The organism is Nocardia sp. NPDC059195 (assembly GCF_042754695.1).
In the GTDB taxonomy this organism is placed as follows: Bacteria; Actinomycetota; Actinomycetes; order Mycobacteriales; family Mycobacteriaceae; genus Nocardia.
Window position 1 is genome coordinate 132,375 of the sequence record NZ_JBHZBG010000011.1, and the last position, 16,556, is coordinate 148,930.

General features: G+C 65.5%; 15 protein-coding genes. 10 read left to right on the forward strand and 5 right to left on the reverse strand.

Annotated features, from left to right (window positions below; genetic code table 11):
- Positions 1–8: 8 nt before the first annotated feature.
- From ACFXKN_RS16615 to ACFXKN_RS16625, 3 genes are all read left to right on the forward strand, one after another.
- On the forward strand, positions 9–1,388 hold the full coding sequence (locus tag ACFXKN_RS16615) for a cation:proton antiporter (protein WP_379433323.1): 1,380 nt from the start codon (positions 9–11) through the stop codon (positions 1,386–1,388).
- Positions 1,385–1,750, forward strand: a complete 366-nt coding sequence (locus tag ACFXKN_RS16620) for a hypothetical protein (RefSeq protein WP_379433324.1) — start codon at positions 1,385–1,387, stop codon at positions 1,748–1,750. Before ACFXKN_RS16615 ends, ACFXKN_RS16620 begins: the two co-directional genes overlap by 4 nt.
- A gap of 135 nt (positions 1,751–1,885) precedes the next feature.
- Positions 1,886–2,632, forward strand: a complete 747-nt coding sequence (locus ACFXKN_RS16625; RefSeq protein ID WP_379433325.1) for a response regulator transcription factor — start codon at positions 1,886–1,888, stop codon at positions 2,630–2,632.
- A 12-nt stretch (positions 2,633–2,644) separates the two neighbouring features.
- Here the strand turns inward: ACFXKN_RS16625 and ACFXKN_RS16630 are convergent, their stop codons facing one another.
- Positions 2,645–3,280, reverse strand: coding sequence for a TetR/AcrR family transcriptional regulator (locus ACFXKN_RS16630; RefSeq protein WP_378940499.1), 636 nt, complete (start codon positions 3,278–3,280; stop codon positions 2,645–2,647).
- Positions 3,281–3,348: 68 nt separating this feature from the next.
- On the opposite strand from ACFXKN_RS16630, the gene ACFXKN_RS16635 reads away from it, so the two are divergent.
- The 4 genes from ACFXKN_RS16635 to ACFXKN_RS16650 all read left to right on the forward strand — a co-directional run bounded on the left by ACFXKN_RS16635 (position 3,349) and on the right by ACFXKN_RS16650 (position 8,587).
- Positions 3,349–4,896, forward strand: coding sequence for a flavin-containing monooxygenase (locus tag ACFXKN_RS16635; RefSeq protein ID WP_379433326.1), 1,548 nt, complete (start codon positions 3,349–3,351; stop codon positions 4,894–4,896).
- Positions 4,893–5,726: an SDR family NAD(P)-dependent oxidoreductase gene (locus ACFXKN_RS16640; RefSeq protein WP_379433327.1), complete on the forward strand. Its 834-nt coding sequence runs from the start codon at positions 4,893–4,895 to the stop codon at positions 5,724–5,726. The genes ACFXKN_RS16635 and ACFXKN_RS16640 overlap by 4 nt, the downstream gene beginning before the upstream one ends.
- 18 nt (positions 5,727–5,744) lie before the next feature.
- Positions 5,745–6,698 carry an alpha/beta hydrolase gene (locus ACFXKN_RS16645; protein WP_378940502.1) on the forward strand — a complete coding sequence of 318 codons (954 nt, stop codon included), beginning with the start codon at positions 5,745–5,747 and terminating at the stop codon, positions 6,696–6,698.
- Between the two features lie 92 nt (positions 6,699–6,790).
- Positions 6,791–8,587, forward strand: a complete 1,797-nt coding sequence (locus ACFXKN_RS16650) for an AMP-dependent synthetase/ligase (RefSeq protein WP_379433328.1) — start codon at positions 6,791–6,793, stop codon at positions 8,585–8,587.
- Between the two features lie 51 nt (positions 8,588–8,638).
- Here ACFXKN_RS16650 and ACFXKN_RS16655 read toward each other — a convergent pair whose 3' ends face one another.
- On the reverse strand, positions 8,639–9,349 hold the full coding sequence (locus ACFXKN_RS16655) for a cutinase family protein (RefSeq protein WP_378940504.1): 711 nt from the start codon (positions 9,347–9,349) through the stop codon (positions 8,639–8,641).
- Positions 9,350–9,716: 367 nt separating this feature from the next.
- Between ACFXKN_RS16655 and ACFXKN_RS16660 the strand changes: the two genes are divergently transcribed.
- Positions 9,717–10,028, forward strand: a complete 312-nt coding sequence (locus tag ACFXKN_RS16660) for a hypothetical protein (RefSeq protein ID WP_378940505.1) — start codon at positions 9,717–9,719, stop codon at positions 10,026–10,028.
- Positions 10,029–10,072: 44 nt separating this feature from the next.
- Entirely contained in the window at positions 10,073–11,704 is a 1,632-nt protein-coding gene (locus tag ACFXKN_RS16665) for a molybdopterin-dependent oxidoreductase (protein WP_379433329.1), read from the forward strand.
- 147 nt (positions 11,705–11,851) lie between these two features.
- Here ACFXKN_RS16665 and ACFXKN_RS16670 read toward each other — a convergent pair whose 3' ends face one another.
- Both ACFXKN_RS16670 and ACFXKN_RS16675 read right to left on the reverse strand, forming a co-directional pair.
- A complete protein-coding gene (locus ACFXKN_RS16670) occupies positions 11,852–13,324 on the reverse strand; it encodes a DHA2 family efflux MFS transporter permease subunit (protein WP_378940507.1) in 1,473 nt (490 codons plus the stop codon).
- A 28-nt stretch (positions 13,325–13,352) separates the two neighbouring features.
- On the reverse strand, positions 13,353–14,009 hold the full coding sequence (locus tag ACFXKN_RS16675; RefSeq protein WP_378940508.1) for a PadR family transcriptional regulator: 657 nt from the start codon (positions 14,007–14,009) through the stop codon (positions 13,353–13,355).
- 372 nt (positions 14,010–14,381) lie between these two features.
- Here ACFXKN_RS16675 and ACFXKN_RS16680 point away from each other — a divergent pair, with 372 nt between their 5' ends.
- Positions 14,382–15,242: a hypothetical protein gene (locus ACFXKN_RS16680; protein WP_378940509.1), complete on the forward strand. Its 861-nt coding sequence runs from the start codon at positions 14,382–14,384 to the stop codon at positions 15,240–15,242.
- A 113-nt stretch (positions 15,243–15,355) separates the two neighbouring features.
- On the opposite strand, the gene ACFXKN_RS16685 is transcribed toward ACFXKN_RS16680, so the two are convergent.
- Positions 15,356–16,417, reverse strand: coding sequence for an alpha/beta hydrolase family protein (locus ACFXKN_RS16685; RefSeq protein ID WP_378940510.1), 1,062 nt, complete (start codon positions 16,415–16,417; stop codon positions 15,356–15,358).
- Positions 16,418–16,556 lie beyond the last annotated feature (139 nt).

Below are 16,556 nucleotides of genomic sequence, written 5' to 3' on the forward strand. Positions count from 1 at the left end.
GGGGCATTATGCCAACGCTGTTAGAGGTCACCACCCATCTTTTCCTGCAGGTCGCTGTCATCTTGATCGCGTATAGGGTTTTTGTTCTTATTTTTCGGAGACTGGGGCAGGCACAAGTCGTCGCGATGATGGTCGCGGGATTCGCGTTGGGTCCATCGGTGCTGGGTTGGGTGGCTCCGTCGGTGCAGGAGTGGATCTTCCCGACCGAGCTGGTGGTCGAGGGCATCGCCGTTACCCACCCGAACCTGACCGCCATCTATGTGATCGGGCAGCTCGGGCTGGTGCTCTACATGTTCATGGTGGGGGCGTCGTTCAAACTCGACATTCTCCGATCCCACAGTCGGCAGGCCACCGCGACATCTGCCGCCGGCGTGGTGGTTCCCCTGGTGCTCGGTGGCGTGACCGGATGGCTGCTCGTCGACGCCGGCGGATTCTTCACCGCCAAGGTCGAGTCCTGGCAGGGCGGACTGTTCCTCGCCGCGGCGGTGGCGATCACAGCTTTCCCCATGTTGGCCTGGATCATCTACGACGCGGGCCTGCTGAACACCCGGCTGGGCACGATGTCGCTGTCCTGCGCCGCGGTCGATGACGCGTGCGCCTGGGTTCTGCTCGCGACCGTCATGGCGACGACACAGGATTCCATGAGCGGGGCGCTCATCGCCGTGGGCGGTGGAGCGATCTACTTCCTGTTCATGGTGTCGGTGGCCCGGCGTCTGCTGGCCCGCTTCCACACCTGGACAACGTCACAGACTCGCCAGGAGGAATCCAGCTCGATCCCGATCAGCTATCTCTCGATCGTCTTGATCGTCGTTGTGCTGGCCAGCTGGTTCACCGATCTTGTCGGTATCTACTCGGTCTTCGGCGCGTTCATCGTCGGCGCCGTGATGCCCCGCGGCGAGCTGCTCGACCGCATCCTCGAGCGATTCGAGCCAGTGGTCGCCTATCTCCTGCTCCCCGCCTTCTTCATCTATTCCGGCCTCAACACCGAGTTGAGTCTGATCTTCCAACCGGTGGTGCTGGTCGCTGGGGCGGCCGTCCTCGCGGTGGCGTTCGCCGGAAAGTTCGGTGCCGTGTACCTCGCGGCTCGGTGGCAGGGCATGAGCCGGCGCGAGGCCGGTTCGATGGGCGCCCTGGCCAATGCCCGGGGTCTCATGGAGCTCATCCTGCTCAATATCGGCCTCAGCGCCGACCTGATCACCAGCCAGCTCTACACCGTCCTGGTACTGATGACGATCATCACGACCTTTGTCGCCGGCCCGCTACAGCGGCTGTTCGAACGGAGCGCATGGCGAAACGGGTTTGTCTTCGGACCGTCGGGCGAAGCCCCGAAGCCCGATCCTGACATCGCGGAGCAGGCAGCACCCCGCCAGCAGGCACCTGCCAGATGAACGACAACGCCGCGACAGGCAGCGTGCCTGCGACAGGAGAGATCATGGCGATCGACGTTCCCGGGTTCAGGATCGGGCACTGGTCGGACCCGATCGGCGAGACGGGCTGCAGCGTTGTCCTCTTTCCCGAGAACACGACCGCCTCTTGCGAGGTGCGCGGCGGCGCCCCGGCGAGCCGCGAGCTCGACGCGCTCGCCCCGGACAAGATGGTGACCTTCATCGACGATGGAACGACCGAGATCGATCTGGCCGCGATGATCCTCCTGCGTCCCGTTGATCCCACAGCATGGACGCACACGACGATCGGTGTGGTGGTCACCAATGCCAGAACCGAAGCCATCCGTTCGATCGGGCCGCGGTAGCGACGCGACACCGGATCGAGCTCGCACTGCGCCATCCACTATGGCGACTGTCACACTCCGGGGCACCTGATACGAAGGATGCATTGGTACCGTTGGTGCTGTCCTGAGTGCGAGAGTTCCACGGGGAGAACAACAATGGCGATCGAACCCGAGCCCCGCGAGTCCCCGACCAGAGGCGCACAACAACCACCGCACGCGGCGATCAACTCGCCGCCGACCTCGCCGCAGCACCAGCAGCCGCGGCATTCGACCCTGCTGTTGGTCACCGAAACACCCTTGCTGCGAACACAATTCGAAGCAGCGGTGGCCGCTGCCGCGGACTTCACGCTGGCCGGAACGTGCCGCGTACGAGATATCATCGCCGCCCACGAGCGGCTGCGACCCGACATCGTCATCGTGGACGGCGCTGTCGAATCGAACAGCGAGTGGCCCGGCTCGGCCGTTCGGTTGCAGGAACTCGAGTACCCACCGATGATCACGCTCGTCATCGACCGGGATACCGAACCATCGCCACTGGCCGACCGGGTAGATGCCATCTTGTCGGTGAAACTCGGAATCGCGGCCGTGCTCGAGGCCTTGAGGGTCCTGAAACTGGGGGCGGTGGTTTCGGTGGGGCCCCGATCACCGATATGCGCGGTGGATATGACCGCGAGCGATCTGGCGGAGCAGCTCTCGACGCTGACCAGAAGGGAACGCGAGATCCTGACCTTGATCGCCGACGGATTGTCCAATCGCCAGGTGAGTTCCCGGCTGTTCATCAGCCCGAATACCGTCAAGGAATATGTCAGCCGGATTCTCGGCAAGCTGGGGGTAACCAGCCGGATCGAAGCCGCGGTGCTCGCGGTGCAGGCGGAGATCCACGGGTATCCGGAGACGCGGTAGTACCGAGCCGATTCAGACCCGCAGCGCGGCGATCAATGCCGGACTCAATGCCAGCGCGGGCAAGGACTCGACCAGCAGGTCGACCAAAGCCTCTCGGGTGATGGGCTTGTCGATCATCCAGGCGAGGATGGTCTCCTCTACGAAGGCGATCCAGCCGCGAATGGCCAAGGTGAGCCGGGCCAGATCGGGGTCCTCGGGCGGCAGCGGCAGTTCGCTGACGATGAGATCGGCGATGGCGCCACGGGTTTCGTTGACATAGTCGGCCATGTCGGGGGTGACACTGGCGGGCCCGCGCAGGACGGAGCGGTAGGACGCGGAGTGCTCGGTGGCGTAGTCGACGAACCGTTCGATCGAGTCGCGCAACATGTCGAACAATGACAGTTCGCGGTTGGGCATGATCGCGGCGAAGAACTCGGCGCTCACATGCCGGGCGATCGCCTCGTGGAATTCCTGCTTGGAGGCGAAGTAGTGGAACAGCAGCCCGCGCGAGATGCCTGCCTGCTTGGCGATGTCGTCGACCGCGACATCCTCGAGCGATCGGTCGACCAGCATCTCGGCACCGAGGGTGATCAGCTGCAGCCGACGCTCCTCGGGGCCGAGCCGCACACGCTTCGTCTCTCCCGGACTCCTGGTACTCACAGCGGCCATCCTAGCCGCTACTGAATCCAGTTCAATAGCTGTTGACTCCGCCTCAATAAGACCGTAGGCTGCAATACATGAGTCGTAAGGTTACAGACAATGTTGTCGAACCCCGGGTCGCCGAAACCCGCCACGTGAAGACGATCATCGTCGGCAGTGGGTTCGCAGGGCTCGGCCTGGCCATCCGCCTGCGCCAGGAGGGTCGCGACGACTTCCTCGTGCTCGAGCGCGGCAGCGAAGTCGGCGGCACCTGGCGCGACAACACCTACCCCGGTGCTGCCTGCGACGTGCCTTCGCACCTCTACTCGTACTCGTTCGCACTGAACCCCGACTGGACGCGCTCGTTCTCCAAGCAGGGCGAGATCCAGGGCTACATAAAGGGCGTCGCCGAGCGCTACGACGTGCTCGACCGGCACATCTTCGACTGCGACGTGCAGAGCATCCGCTGGAACGATGCAGACGCGCAGTGGGAGATCGGCTCCACCAAGGGCAACTTCACCGCCGACACCGTGGTCTCCGCGGTCGGCGCGCTGTGCGAGCCGTCGCTGCCCGACATCAAGGGCATCAACGACTTCGAGGGCGAGATCTTCCACTCCGCCCGCTGGAACCACGACGCCGACCTCACCGGCAAGCGCGTCGCGGTGATCGGCACCGGCGCCTCCTCGATCCAGATCGTGCCCGCCATCGCGAGCAAGGTCGCCACCCTCGACGTCTACCAGCGCACCGCGCCGTGGCTGCTGCCGCGCTCGGATCGCCCGTATCTGCTGCCCGAGCGGCTGGCGTTCAAGCACATCCCCGGCGCGCAGCGCCTCTCGCGAGCGGCCATCTACGCCATCCGTGAGACCCAGGTCGTCGGCCTGACCAGGTTCCCCGTGCTGATGAAGGCCTTCGAAGCCATCTCGCGGGCCAAGCTGCAGATCGAGATCCGCGATCCCGAACTGCGCAAGAAGGTCACCCCGAACTACCGGATCGGCTGCAAGCGCATGCTGATCTCCAACGAGTACTACCCCGCGCTGGATCGCGACAATGTCGACGTGGTCACCGACGGCATCGCCGAAGTGAAGGCGGGTTCCATCGCCACCTTGGACGGCACCGAGCGCGAGATCGACGCGCTGATCGTGGCCACCGGCTTCCACGTCACCGACTCCCCGGTCTACGAGACGGTGGTCGGCCGCGACGGTCGCTCACTGTCGGAGGTGTTCGACGAGGTGGGCCAGCAGGCGTACAAGGGTTCGGCGATCGAGAACTTCCCGAACATGTTCTTCCTGGTCGGCCCGAACGTCGGCCTCGGCCACACCTCGATGGTGTTCATGATCGAATCGCAGATCAACTACGTCGCCAGCGCGCTCGCGACCATCGACGCCAAGGGCCTGCACACGGTGGAGGTCCGCAAGGATGTCCAGCAGGCCTACAACCGCGATCTGCAGGACAAGCTCGCCAAGACCGTCTGGAACACTGGCGGTTGCGCGAGCTGGTACATGGACAAGCACGGCAACAACACCACCCTGTGGCCCGACTTCACCTTCCGGTTCCGCAGTCTCACAAGACAATTCGATGTCGACGCCTACAATGTGACAACCGCTGGCGCCTCGCGCGCCGACGATCAGAAAGTGGTAGCCCAGTGAGCAAAGACGCTTACTTCACGAACAAGGTCTGCGTGATCACCGGAGCCGGTTCCGGCATCGGCCGCGCACTGGCCGAGAACCTGGCCGCCCGTGGCGCCAAGCTCGCGCTCTCCGATATCGACGCCGAGGGCCTGGCCCAGACCGTCGCCTCCTGCGAGAAGCTGGGCGCGCAGGTCAAGTCCGACCGGCTCAACGTGGCCGAGCGTGAGGCGTTCCTGCTCTACGCCGATCAGGTGAAGGCGCATTTCGGTGTCGTGCACCAGATCTACAACAACGCGGGCATCGCCTACCACGGTGACGTGGTCAAGACCGAGTTCAAAGACATCGAACGCATCATGGATGTGGACTTCTGGGGCGTCGTCAACGGCACCAAGGCGTTCCTGCCGATGCTGATCGAGTCCGGCGACGGCCACGTGATCAACGTCTCCAGCCTCTTCGGCCTGGTCGCCGTGCCCGGCCAGGCGGCCTACAACTCGGCCAAGTTCGCGGTGCGCGGCTTCACCGAGGCGCTGTACCAGGAGATGAAGGTCGCCAAGGCGCCCGTCAAGGTCACCTGTGTGCACCCCGGCGGCATCAAGACCGCGGTCGCCCGCAACGCCACCTACGCCGAGGGCATGGACGGCGCCAACGCCGCCACCCTGTTCGACAAGTACCTGGCGATTCACAGCCCGGAGATGGCCGCGCAGACCATCACCGAAGGCGTGCGCAAGGGCCAGGCCCGCGTGCTGATCGGCTGGGAGGCCAAGCTGCTCGACGTGAGCGTGCGCTTCCTCGCCTCCGGCTACAACCGGATCTCGGCCGTCGTCAACGGCCGCTTCATGCCGAACTGAGAAGATCCAGGAAACTCCATGCGCGAGTTCAAGATTCCACTGCCGATCGCCCGCACGGTGCTCGACCCGGTATTCCGGGTGACACTCAACGCGCGGCTACCGGTCGTGGTGCAGCGTGTTCTGCTCGACGCGGTCTCCCGGCTGCAGCTGGTGCCCGGCGGTTCCGTCGTGCAGCACCTGCAGCTGGGTGGGCGCCCCGCCGAGCGCGTGATCGCCGAGACCGCCATTCCGGGTTCGCGTACCCGCGCGGTCCCGCCGGAACGTGCCGCGGGCGCGATCTTGTACCTGCACGGCGGCGGCTACGTGGTCGGTTCGATCGCCACACACCGTTCGCTGGTGGCCGGGCTCGCGCGGGAGACCTCGTGCGCGGTGTATTCGCTGGACTACCGGCTGGCACCCGAGCACCCGTTCCCGGCCGGTCTCGACGACGCCGAGGCCGCGTTCCTCGACCTGGTCGGCAACGTCGGCTACCGACCCGATCAGATCTGTCTGGCCGGTGACTCGGCGGGCGGCGGCCTGGCGATGGCGCTGGCCCAGCGGCTGATCGAGCGGCATCAGATGACGCCGGCCGCACTCGGCCTCATCGCACCGTGGGTCGACCCCACCGAGGTGCCGAGCAGGGACCGTGATCTGGTGATCAACCGGGCGTGGTCGCGGGCGTGCGCCGCCTACTACCTCGGCGACGCCGCCGCGACCGAAGCGGGTTACGCCCCGCTGTCCGGAAACCTGATCGGCCTGCCGCCCACCTATGTGCAGGTCGATGTGAGCGAACTCCTGCACGACCAGTGTTGCAAGCTCGTCTCAGCCTTGCGTGGCGCGGGCGTGCACGTCCGCTTCACCGAAACCCGCGGACTTTGGCATGTCGCGCAACTGCAGGCCGCGCTGGTCACCGAGGCAGCGCTGGCCCTCAGCGAACTCGCAGAATTCCTGCGAGAAGCAATTCAGCCAGTATCGATCGACGATTTACGATAAAGCCTGGTGACGGGCAATTCGGGCGGCGATATCGCGACCCGCGCGAACGTGTCGTAGATTACTGGCGAGTAGAACCCACTGGAAGGGCACAGATGCGAGAGTTCGAAGTTCCGGCTTCCTACACCATCCCGGACGATGCGAACAATTCCGACAACGTCTTCCGCTTCGCGCAGGAGACGCCGAACACGGTCTTGTTCAACGTCCCGAACGGCAGCGGCGGCTGGAACGACGTCACGGCAGCTCAGTTCGAGAAGGCCGTCACCGGCGTTGCCAAGGGCTTGATCGCCTCCGGCATCGAGCTGGGCGACCGCGTCGCGATCATGGCGGCCACCCGCTACGAGTGGTCGCTACTCGACTTCGCGATCTGGGCCGCCGGTGGCGTCACCGTCGCGATCTACGACAGCTCGGCCGCTGAGCAGGCCAAGTGGATCCTGCAGGATTCCGAGACCAAGCTGCTGGTCGTCGAGAACGACAAGCACCGCGCCACGATCGACGAGATCGAAGCCGGTTCGCTGACCGCGCTGGCCGAGACCCTGCAGATCGACAAGGGCGCGGTCGACACGCTCACCGAGCGCGGCGCCGATCTCGACGATTCCGTCGTGCACAACCGTCGCAAGCTGGTCGGCGCGGCCTCCCCCGCGACGCTGATCTACACCTCGGGCACCACCGGCAAGCCCAAGGGCGTGCAGCTGACCCACGCGAACCTCTACGCCGAATCGCGCTCCGGCGGTATCGAGCTGTCCGCGTTCGTCACCGAGGGCCAGAAGACCCTGCTGTTCCTGCCGCTGGCGCACGTGTTCGCCCGCGCGGTCGCGCTGATCTCCTTCGATTCCAAGGTGACCATCCGCCACAGCTCGGACTGGACCACGTTGGTGGAGCAGTTCGGCGACTTCAAGCCGGACTTCATCCTCTCGGTGCCGCGCGTATTCGAGAAGGTGTTCAACTCCGCCAAGCAGAAGGCGCACGACGGCGGCAAGGGCAAGATCTTCGACGCGGCCGCTGAGACCGCCATCGCCTACAGCACGGCGCTCGAGACCAAGGGCGGCCCCGACCTGCTGCTCAAGGTCAAGCACTTCGTCTTCGACAAGCTGGTCTACAGCAAGCTGCGCGCGGCCCTCGGTGGCCAGTGCCTGGCCGCTGTCTCCGGTGGTGGCCCGCTGGGCGCCCGCCTGGGCCACTTCTTCCGTGGCGCCGGCGTGACGATCTACGAGGGCTACGGCCTGACCGAGACCACCGCCGCGTTCACCGTGAACACGCCCACGTTCATCCGGGTCGGCTCGGTCGGTCGCCCGATCCAGGGCCACTCGGCCAAGATCGCCGAAGACGGCGAGCTGCTGCTCAAGGGCTCGGTCGTGTTCGACGGTTACTGGGGCAACGCCGAGGCCACCGAGGAGTCCTTCGTCGACGGCTGGTTCAAGACCGGCGACCTGGGTGCCATCGACGCCGACGGCTTCGTCACCATCACCGGCCGCAAGAAGGAAATCCTGGTCACCGCGGGCGGCAAGAACGTCTCCCCCGCGATCCTCGAGGACTCCCTGCGCGCGCACCCGCTGATCAGCCAGGTCATGGTCGTCGGTGACGGCCAGCCGTTCATCGGCGCGCTGATCACCCTCGACCCGGAGGCCCTGCCGGGCTGGAAGGATCGCAACGGCGTCGCCGCCGACACCGCGATCGAGACCCTGATCGAGAACCCGACGCTGGTCGCCGAGGTGCAGGCCGCGATCGACGAGACCAACAAGAAGGTCTCCAAGGCCGAGGCGATCAAGAAGATCCGCATCCTCCCGGTCGACTGGACCCAGGAGGGTGGCGAGCTCACCCCGAAGATGTCGCTCAAGCGCGCCGTCGTCATGAAGCAGTACGCGGGCGAAGTAGACAAGATCTACTCCTGACCCTCGCTCGCGAAAGGCCGGTTGCGTATCCGCAACCGGCCTTTCGGCTGTCTAGAACCGTTGCGCCGCGAATTGTGCTGCGGTGACGGTCATTCCGTTGATGCCGTAGAGCGTGTGCAGGGCATTGGGTTGGGCGAGTGGGGAACCGTCGCAGATGTTGTCCGCGTCGATACACAGGTCGATGGTCTTGTCCTTGTAGAGCGCGCCGATCGAGACCGGGGGCGCGTCGGCGTCGCGCATGAACCGATCCGACGGTTTGCCGAACAACGCGACCGCCGCGACATGCTCGGCCACCTCGGCCGCCATCGGCTCGGGCAGATACATCTCGTACTCCGGCGGCACGCCGTCGGGCACATCGACGCCGGTCGCGAACCCGGCCAGCGCCGCGCCCTGGGAGTACCCGCCGAGGACGATCCGCGCGTTGGGGCAGTTCGCCGCGATGTATTCGACGCGGCGCTGGGCATCGCTGATCCCCCGCACGACGGTGTGCGCGAAGGCGAGCCGATCGGTGAAGTCGCTGCTGGCCGGATAGTCGACGCCGTACGAGCCGACCGAGCGCCCGCCCGCGTTCGCGCGCAGCGCTTCGACGAAGGAAATACCGGTCAGACCGAGTTCGCCACCCGGCTCGGCGGTCCCGCGAGCGAACACCACCTCGATATCGGAACAGGGCGCGGCGGTAGCGGATTGGATGGGCGATACCAGGGGAATCGCGGCTGCCAAGAAGACTGCAGACACGAATCGCGAGAAGGAACGTGCTGTCATGCCGCGCAGACTACCGACCGCGAACGTTCACCAGCGCCTCGGCCACCGGCGCGCCGACAGCCCGACCTCATCGCATTACGATCGTGGTACGCTGTGTCGTGTTCGATGACATCCTGTGGACACCCGCGTCAGAAGCTCATATCGCTCGACACCAAGTCGAGCCGCACGAGGTGAGGGAGGCAACTGAGCGGCCGTTCCACACGATGCCCGGCCGAGAAGGCACCACACTGCTCCTCGGTCGCACGTATCACGGCCGGTACCTGCTGGTCGTGTTCGCGTCCGCCTACGACGGTCGCGCCTATGTCGCAACTGCTCGCGACATGACCGACGCAGAGCGGCGCGTGTACACCCGGAAAGCGAGATGACTATGGGTGATCTAGACAAAGCACGCGACTACTACGACAACAACGACATCGCGGACGAGATCGAAAACGCTGATCTGACGGCACACCCTGGCAACGCCCCCGGTAGCGCGATGGCTTCATACAGCGTTCGCATGCCCGCCGCCGTACTCGAAGAAGCCCGCGAAATCGCCAAGGTTCGCGGCATTACGACCGGCGCGTGGTTGCGAGAAGCCATCGAGGCGATGATCTCACGAAACCGCGACGACGAGGAATCGGTCCCGATCTCCGTGCTGCTGGCGGCCGCTGAGGAGTACCGGCACCGAAAGGCCTCCTGATCGCGACTCAGCCCGGCCGGCAGGTAGCGACGTAGGCTCAGTTCATGGCGTTCTTGCGGGCAGTGGCCGGAATCGTGGCCGCTGCGCTGGTACTCGGCGTGGCGGAGTTGGTCGCGGTGTTCACCGGGGCAGGCAGTGCGCCCGCGTACGCGCTCGGGGCGACGGTGGTCGACCACACTCCCGATGGGATCAGGGAGTGGGCGATCTCGACCTTCGGGACGAACGACAAGGCCGTGTTGTTCGTGTGTATGGGCATTGTCGCGGTCGTCGTCGCGGGGCTCGCCGGGGTCGCGGAACGGACGGCCCGGCCGATCGGGTCGGTCGGATTCGCGATTTTCGGGGTGGCTGCCGCCGCCGTCGGCGCTGGCAGAATCGGCGGTTTCTCCGGTGCGCTGCCCGCGCTGATCGGTACTGCCGCCGGGATTCTCGCGTTGCGAGGGCTGACCCGGCGGATCGACGACGCAGCTGATTCAGTGCGATCAGCGGCGAAACCTACTGCATCGAGATACCCCGGTTCGGCACGAGGCGAGGCGGCCACGTCCAGTGCGGCCACTGCGACGCCGGACGTGAGCGGCGATCGAATTCCATCGCCCACCGGCACATCGATCGCCGGGCGGAGGCGAGTGCTCGGCGGTCTCGCGGCGACCGGGGTGTTGGCTCTCGGAGCCGGGCTCGCGGGGCGGCTGTTCGGCGGTGCCCGCCGCGATGTCACAGCCGAGCGTGCGACCGTCGAATTGCCAAGGGCAGCAACACCATTGCCGGACCTTCCGCCGGACGCCGATCTACGATTGCCCGGGCTCACCTCGTATATCACCCCCAACAGCGACTTCTACCGCATCGATACCGCGCTGATCGTTCCCCAGGTATCCACAGACACCTGGTCTCTGCGCATCCACGGCATGGTCGAACGCGAGATCCAGCTCAGCTGGGACGATCTGCTGCGCCGCACGCCGGTGGAACACCTGGTGACGTTGGCCTGCGTCTCCAACCCGATCAACGGCGACCTGATCGGCAACGCCCGCTGGCTCGGCTACCGCCTCGACGAACTGCTCGCCGAAGCAGGCCCGCTTCCCGATGCCGACATGGTGCTGTCCCACAGCAAGGACGGCTGGACCGCGGGCAGCCCGCTGTCGGTGCTCACCGACGGCCGCGACGCGATCCTCGCCATCGGCATGAACGGCGAACCACTGCCCGTCCAGCACGGCTACCCCGCCCGGCTGGTGGTCCCCGGCCTCTACGGCTACGTCTCCGCCACCAAATGGGTCACCGAACTCGAGGTGACCCGCTTCGACCAGGCCACCGCCTACTGGACCCGCCGCGGCTGGTCGGCGCAGGGCCCGATCAAGACCGGCACCCGCATCGACACCCCACGCGGCCGTGGCCGAATCCCGCAGGGCCGCACCGTGATCGCCGGCGTCGCCTGGGCCCAGCATCGCGGTGTCACCGGCGTCGAGGTCCAGATCGACAACGGCGACTGGCGCCCGGCCCGACTTTCGACCGAAGTCACCACCGATACCTGGCGCCAATGGGTCTACGACTGGGACGCCACGCCCGGCCAGCACACCCTGCGCGCCCGTACCACCGACACCACCGGCCAGCCCCAAACCGCTGTCGAACAAGACGTCATCCCCGACGGCGCAACGGGCTACCCCACCCTCACCATCCAGGTGCAGTAGCTGTCGTCGCACGGAGAGGCTCCCAGTTGCCGGCAAGATGCCGCCGTCGGGCGGCGAGATCGACTGGAAGCGGTTGAGCGAGCTGGTGCTGTGAGCCCGTCTGCCCGTCGCCCACACGAATGCGCAACGGGCAGATGTACTTCGCGATCAGACCGACGCATCTGCTTTCGCGGGTTCGGACCTGCCTGCGCCGGACCTACCGTGGCCGACGAACAGCGCTGACGCGATGATGCCGATCACCAGGATCGAGGCGGGCAGGATCATCGACTGGGCCAGCGAGGTGCTGAATTCGTCGACGATCTGGGGCGGGAGCGGGCCGGTGGCCGCGCCCTCCCCGACCGGGCCGCCACCGCCGAGGCCGTTGGCGGTCAGGCGGGCGGCGATCAGGGCGCTGATCGCGGCACTACCGAGGACCGAGCCGACCTGACGGGTGGTGTTGTACACGCCGGCGCCCGCACCGGCCTGGGCGACCGGCAGGTTGTGGGTGGCGGTGGTGGCCAGCGGGGCCCAGATGCAGGCGTTGGCGAGGCCCGCGACGCCGGCGGCGATCAGGAACCAGATGATCGACGAATCCGGCGTCATGAGCACGCCGAAGATGAAGACCGAACCGGCGAACAGGGTGAAACCGATGGTCGGCAGCAGGCGCGGTGGCAGCCGGTCGGAGATCTTGCCGATGAACGGCGCGGCGAAACCGGTGATGATCGCCATCGGCGCGAAGACCAGCGCCGAGACGGTCGGCGACATCTCGCGCACCGACTGCAGATAGAAGTACGTGGGCACCATCATCGAGGTCACCGCGGCGCCCATCGCGGCGATCGCCAGATTCGACAGCGCGAAATTGCGGTCACGGAACAGGCTCAGCGGCACCAGCGGTTCGCCTCTGTTGCGCGCCTGGTTGATCACGAACACGACCAGCATCACCACGCCGAAGCCGATCAACAGCCAGATCCGCAACGACCAGTCCTGCGAATTGCCTTCCTGGATACCGAAAACCAGTGCGAGCATGCCGATTCCGCTGAGGATCACACCGACGATGTCGAACTTGTGGTCGCTGGTCGGCAGCGCGGGCACCAGCCACACGGCCAGCCCGAACGCGATGATGCCGACCGGCACGTTGACGAAGAAGATCCATTCCCAGCCGAGGTTGTCGACCAGCACACCACCGAGGATGGGGCCGATCAGCGTCGCCAGCCCGGCGACACCGCCCCACAGGCCCATCGCGGCACCGCGCTTGTCCGGCGGGAAGGTGCGGGTGATCACGGCCATCGTCTGCGGCGTCATCAGCGCCGCGCCGATGCCTTGGGCGGCGCGGGCGGCGATCAGCATGCCGATGCTGCCGGACAGGCCGCACCACAGCGAGGCGGCGGTGAAGATCGCCAGGCCGATCAGGTAGATGTTCTTCGGCCCGAATTTGTCGCCGAGACGGCCGGTGACCAGCAGCGGCACCGCGTAGGTGAGCAGGTAGGCGCTGGTAACCCAGATGACGTTGGAGATATCGGTGCTGAGCTCGGTCATGATGGCCGGATTGGCGACCGCGACGATCGTCATATCCAGCAGGATCATGAAGAACCCGACCACAAGCGCGAAGAGCGCTAGCCACGGATTACGTTGGGTGGTCATCGAATTCGTTCCAATCGAGGTGAGGGATTCAGCTTCGGGCAGCCCAGCGGGGCCGGGGCGCGGCGTCGGGGTGATCCCCCTGCGGCCATTCGTGGGCGTGATCGTCGGTGATCCGTTCGCCGGTGTCGGGGTCGAACTGCTCCCATGGCACGGCACCGCTGCCGAGTTCGGCGGCGAACTCTTCGATCCAGGTGAGTTCGGCGTGGAGATTGGCGCGAATGTATTCCAGGACAACGTAATAGCGGCGCGGGATGGCGCGGCTGCGCGTCCAGTCGAGCAGCGCGTCCATGTCGGTCCGCGACTGGTTCAGGTATTCCACGCGCTCCTCGAGCAACGCGACGACCTGCTCCTGCGGGAGGGTGTGCGCCTCGGCCAGCGCCACCCGGAAGATCGGATACTCCTGCACCGGCGTACGCAGCAGCTCGGCGATCCGCCCGCGCAGCGCGGTTCGCCCGGAATCAGTGATCCGATAGGTGGTCCGCTCCGGCCGATTCCCGGCCCGACCGACCCCCTCCGCCGCCACCATCTCGTCATCGGCGAGCCGGGCAACGACGTGATACAGCGACCCCGGCCGCACCTTGACCAGCAGATCCTCCCGCCGAGCGATCAACAGCTGATACATCTCGTACGGATGCATCGGCCGCTCATCGAGCAACGCGAGCACCGCGATAGCCAACGGTGTCATCGCGTTCCGCCCTGACTGCCCCACCCCGCCACCTCCACTCCAGCTCTATGTTCCAGACCAAATATTCCAGTAGAAATATACGGAGCGGGACATAGCATGGCAAGGCTGAAACCAACCGATTGCCATGTCTCGAGCAACCTGGCCGAGCCGGCGGTGGGCTGCGCCGGGGCAGAAGGGCGAATTGCCGGCGTAGTAGCGCTGCGGCGTCCAGATCTGGGGCGTCGATCTGACAGGTGCGGCCACGGTTGGGAACCTCGACGTCGCACACCACTACGCCGGGCTGTGCCGGACTCCGTTCAGCCGCGGGCGGTGGCGCCCCGAAGGGGATGGACCCGGTCGGATATAGATCGAACAGGTGCGCCGTTCATCACGATGAAATACCGTGAAAGTGGTTGCGAGGCCGGGAAAAGCGAGCTGGTTGGCTCGCCCATTCGTACGGGCATGACACGCCCAACTCGGGTGGCCACGAACACTCACAGCCGAGGTGAAACCATCATGTCGTCCGGTCAGTTCCTCGTCGGTTCAGCCATCATCGTTGTCATATTGGCAGTCATACTGCTCGGCACCGCTAGAACCGAGCTTCGGAAACGAAGCAACGCCGTTGACGAACAGGTCGCGCTCGGAATGATGGAATCGGAAGTTGTTGCGCTGCTGGGGTATACGAACAAGCAGGTGAGCACCGAAGAGATCCTCGCGAGTTTCACAGTCGTCGTCACGGACGGGAAGTTGCCCAGTCAGCGCTTCTGGAGCTATTCCAACAAACCGCGCGGCTACAACACCGATCTCGTCTTTCAGGGCGATCAACTCGTGCGTGTACGACAGACGTCGAGGCGAACGGGCGAAGTCGTTCGAGACGAGGAAATCTCGGATCCGGTCGGCGCACAAGCGGACAAGGTCGTCATGGCCGCGCGGCAGCTACCTCCCGGCGAAGCCGAGGATATTCAGCGCGACTTCGCGAAGGTCGCGGACGCTTGGGGTGCGAGGGCAGTGCTTGTAGTGGCCGCGGGCGACCTGCGCGGTTGGATCGCAAAGCTCCTGGCGGACAACGCTGCTGAGAGCTTTACAGATTTGCGCATCGACGTGGAGGTCTCCGAACGTCCTCCGCGGGTTCGGCTCATCGCGATCAGCGAGTCGCTGCTTATCGCGGGCCGACCTTCTGCGCGGGCCTATCGAATCGTGCATCAATTGGACGGTGATTTCGCCGTATACGGCCATCCAGGCATGTATCGGTAAAGCCCGATCGTGACGGAAGATCGTTGCGGACTTCACCGACGCCATGTCGATCCGTAGTCGTCCAGCGACGACCCGTCCAGGGCGGTGCCGGGTCGTGCTCGGTGGTGGTGTTCCTACGGGACCAGGACCATTTCCGGGTGCAGCAAGGTGGCCGGTAGCTGGGCGAGGTCGTCGTATCGACCGAGCGTCGTATCGAAGAAGCTGCGCAGGTAGTCGAGTTGCACATCGAGTGACTTGCGCGGATCGATGGTGCCGACGACCTGCGACGCGGCAGCGGAGGGGATGAGGCCCGCGGCGACCAATGGTGCGGCGATCAACTGGGTGTCGCAGAACGACTGATGTTGTGCGCCGTTGAGGCGGAAATTCAGTTTCGGGCCGTGACTGGTTGCCCAGAACTGTTTCCAGCTCGGGACGTCGTCACGGTCGTGGCCCTCACCGTTGATGAGCATGAAAGGGCGGTCCAGCCCGTCGGTGACAACCGAGCCCCAGAGACGGCCATCGAGGTTGGCTGCCGCCGCGATCCGGCGGTCGTCGTGCATTGCCTGGGCCGCGGTGGCGCCGCCGAGGGAATGTCCGAACATCCCGACCTTCGATACATCGAGTACGCGGGCGAGGTTCGCGGGCAGCGGGTGCTGGTCGGCATCCGGGTTGTTCCCCGCGGTGATGTCGGCGAGCCTGTCGAGCACGAACCGCGTGTCGGCTACCCGCGTCTCTATCGCGATAGCGCCCTGAGCCTCGACTTCGCCGGGATCGGTGGTCGGCGGCAGGAGGCTGCGTTCGATCCGCCCGCCGGGGAATTCCGTCGCCAATGATTCGTAGGTGTGACTCAGGGTGACCACAACAAAACCGTGGCTGGCAAGGTCTTCGACGTGCGCTGTACTCAGCTCACGCGGCATGCCCATACCCGGCGAGAACACAACGATCGGGCGCGGCCCACGAGAGATCTCCGCGGGCGCGCCGAGGTGGCCGTGGCTGGGCGCGATCGTCAATCGCTCCGTCGACGCTGCCCCGATCTGAGCGAGACTGTCGGCATAGATCCGAGTGAGACTGGGAGAAAGCCAAGGCCGCGCAGGCGCTCCCGCCACATCGGCGGCGGGATACCAGATGCTCACCATCAATTCGCGCGGCGCGCTCGGCTTGTACGGATCGCGCCGTGAGGAATCGACCAAATGCATGTCTGTTACACCGATTGCCTCGGCACCAGATGGTTCCGGCAGGGTAATGAGCACCGAGTCCTGTTGCGGCAATTCTGGTTCAGCGTGAGCGACAACGCCGACCGTGGGCACCATCAGCAGAACAAGAACCGAAATGCAT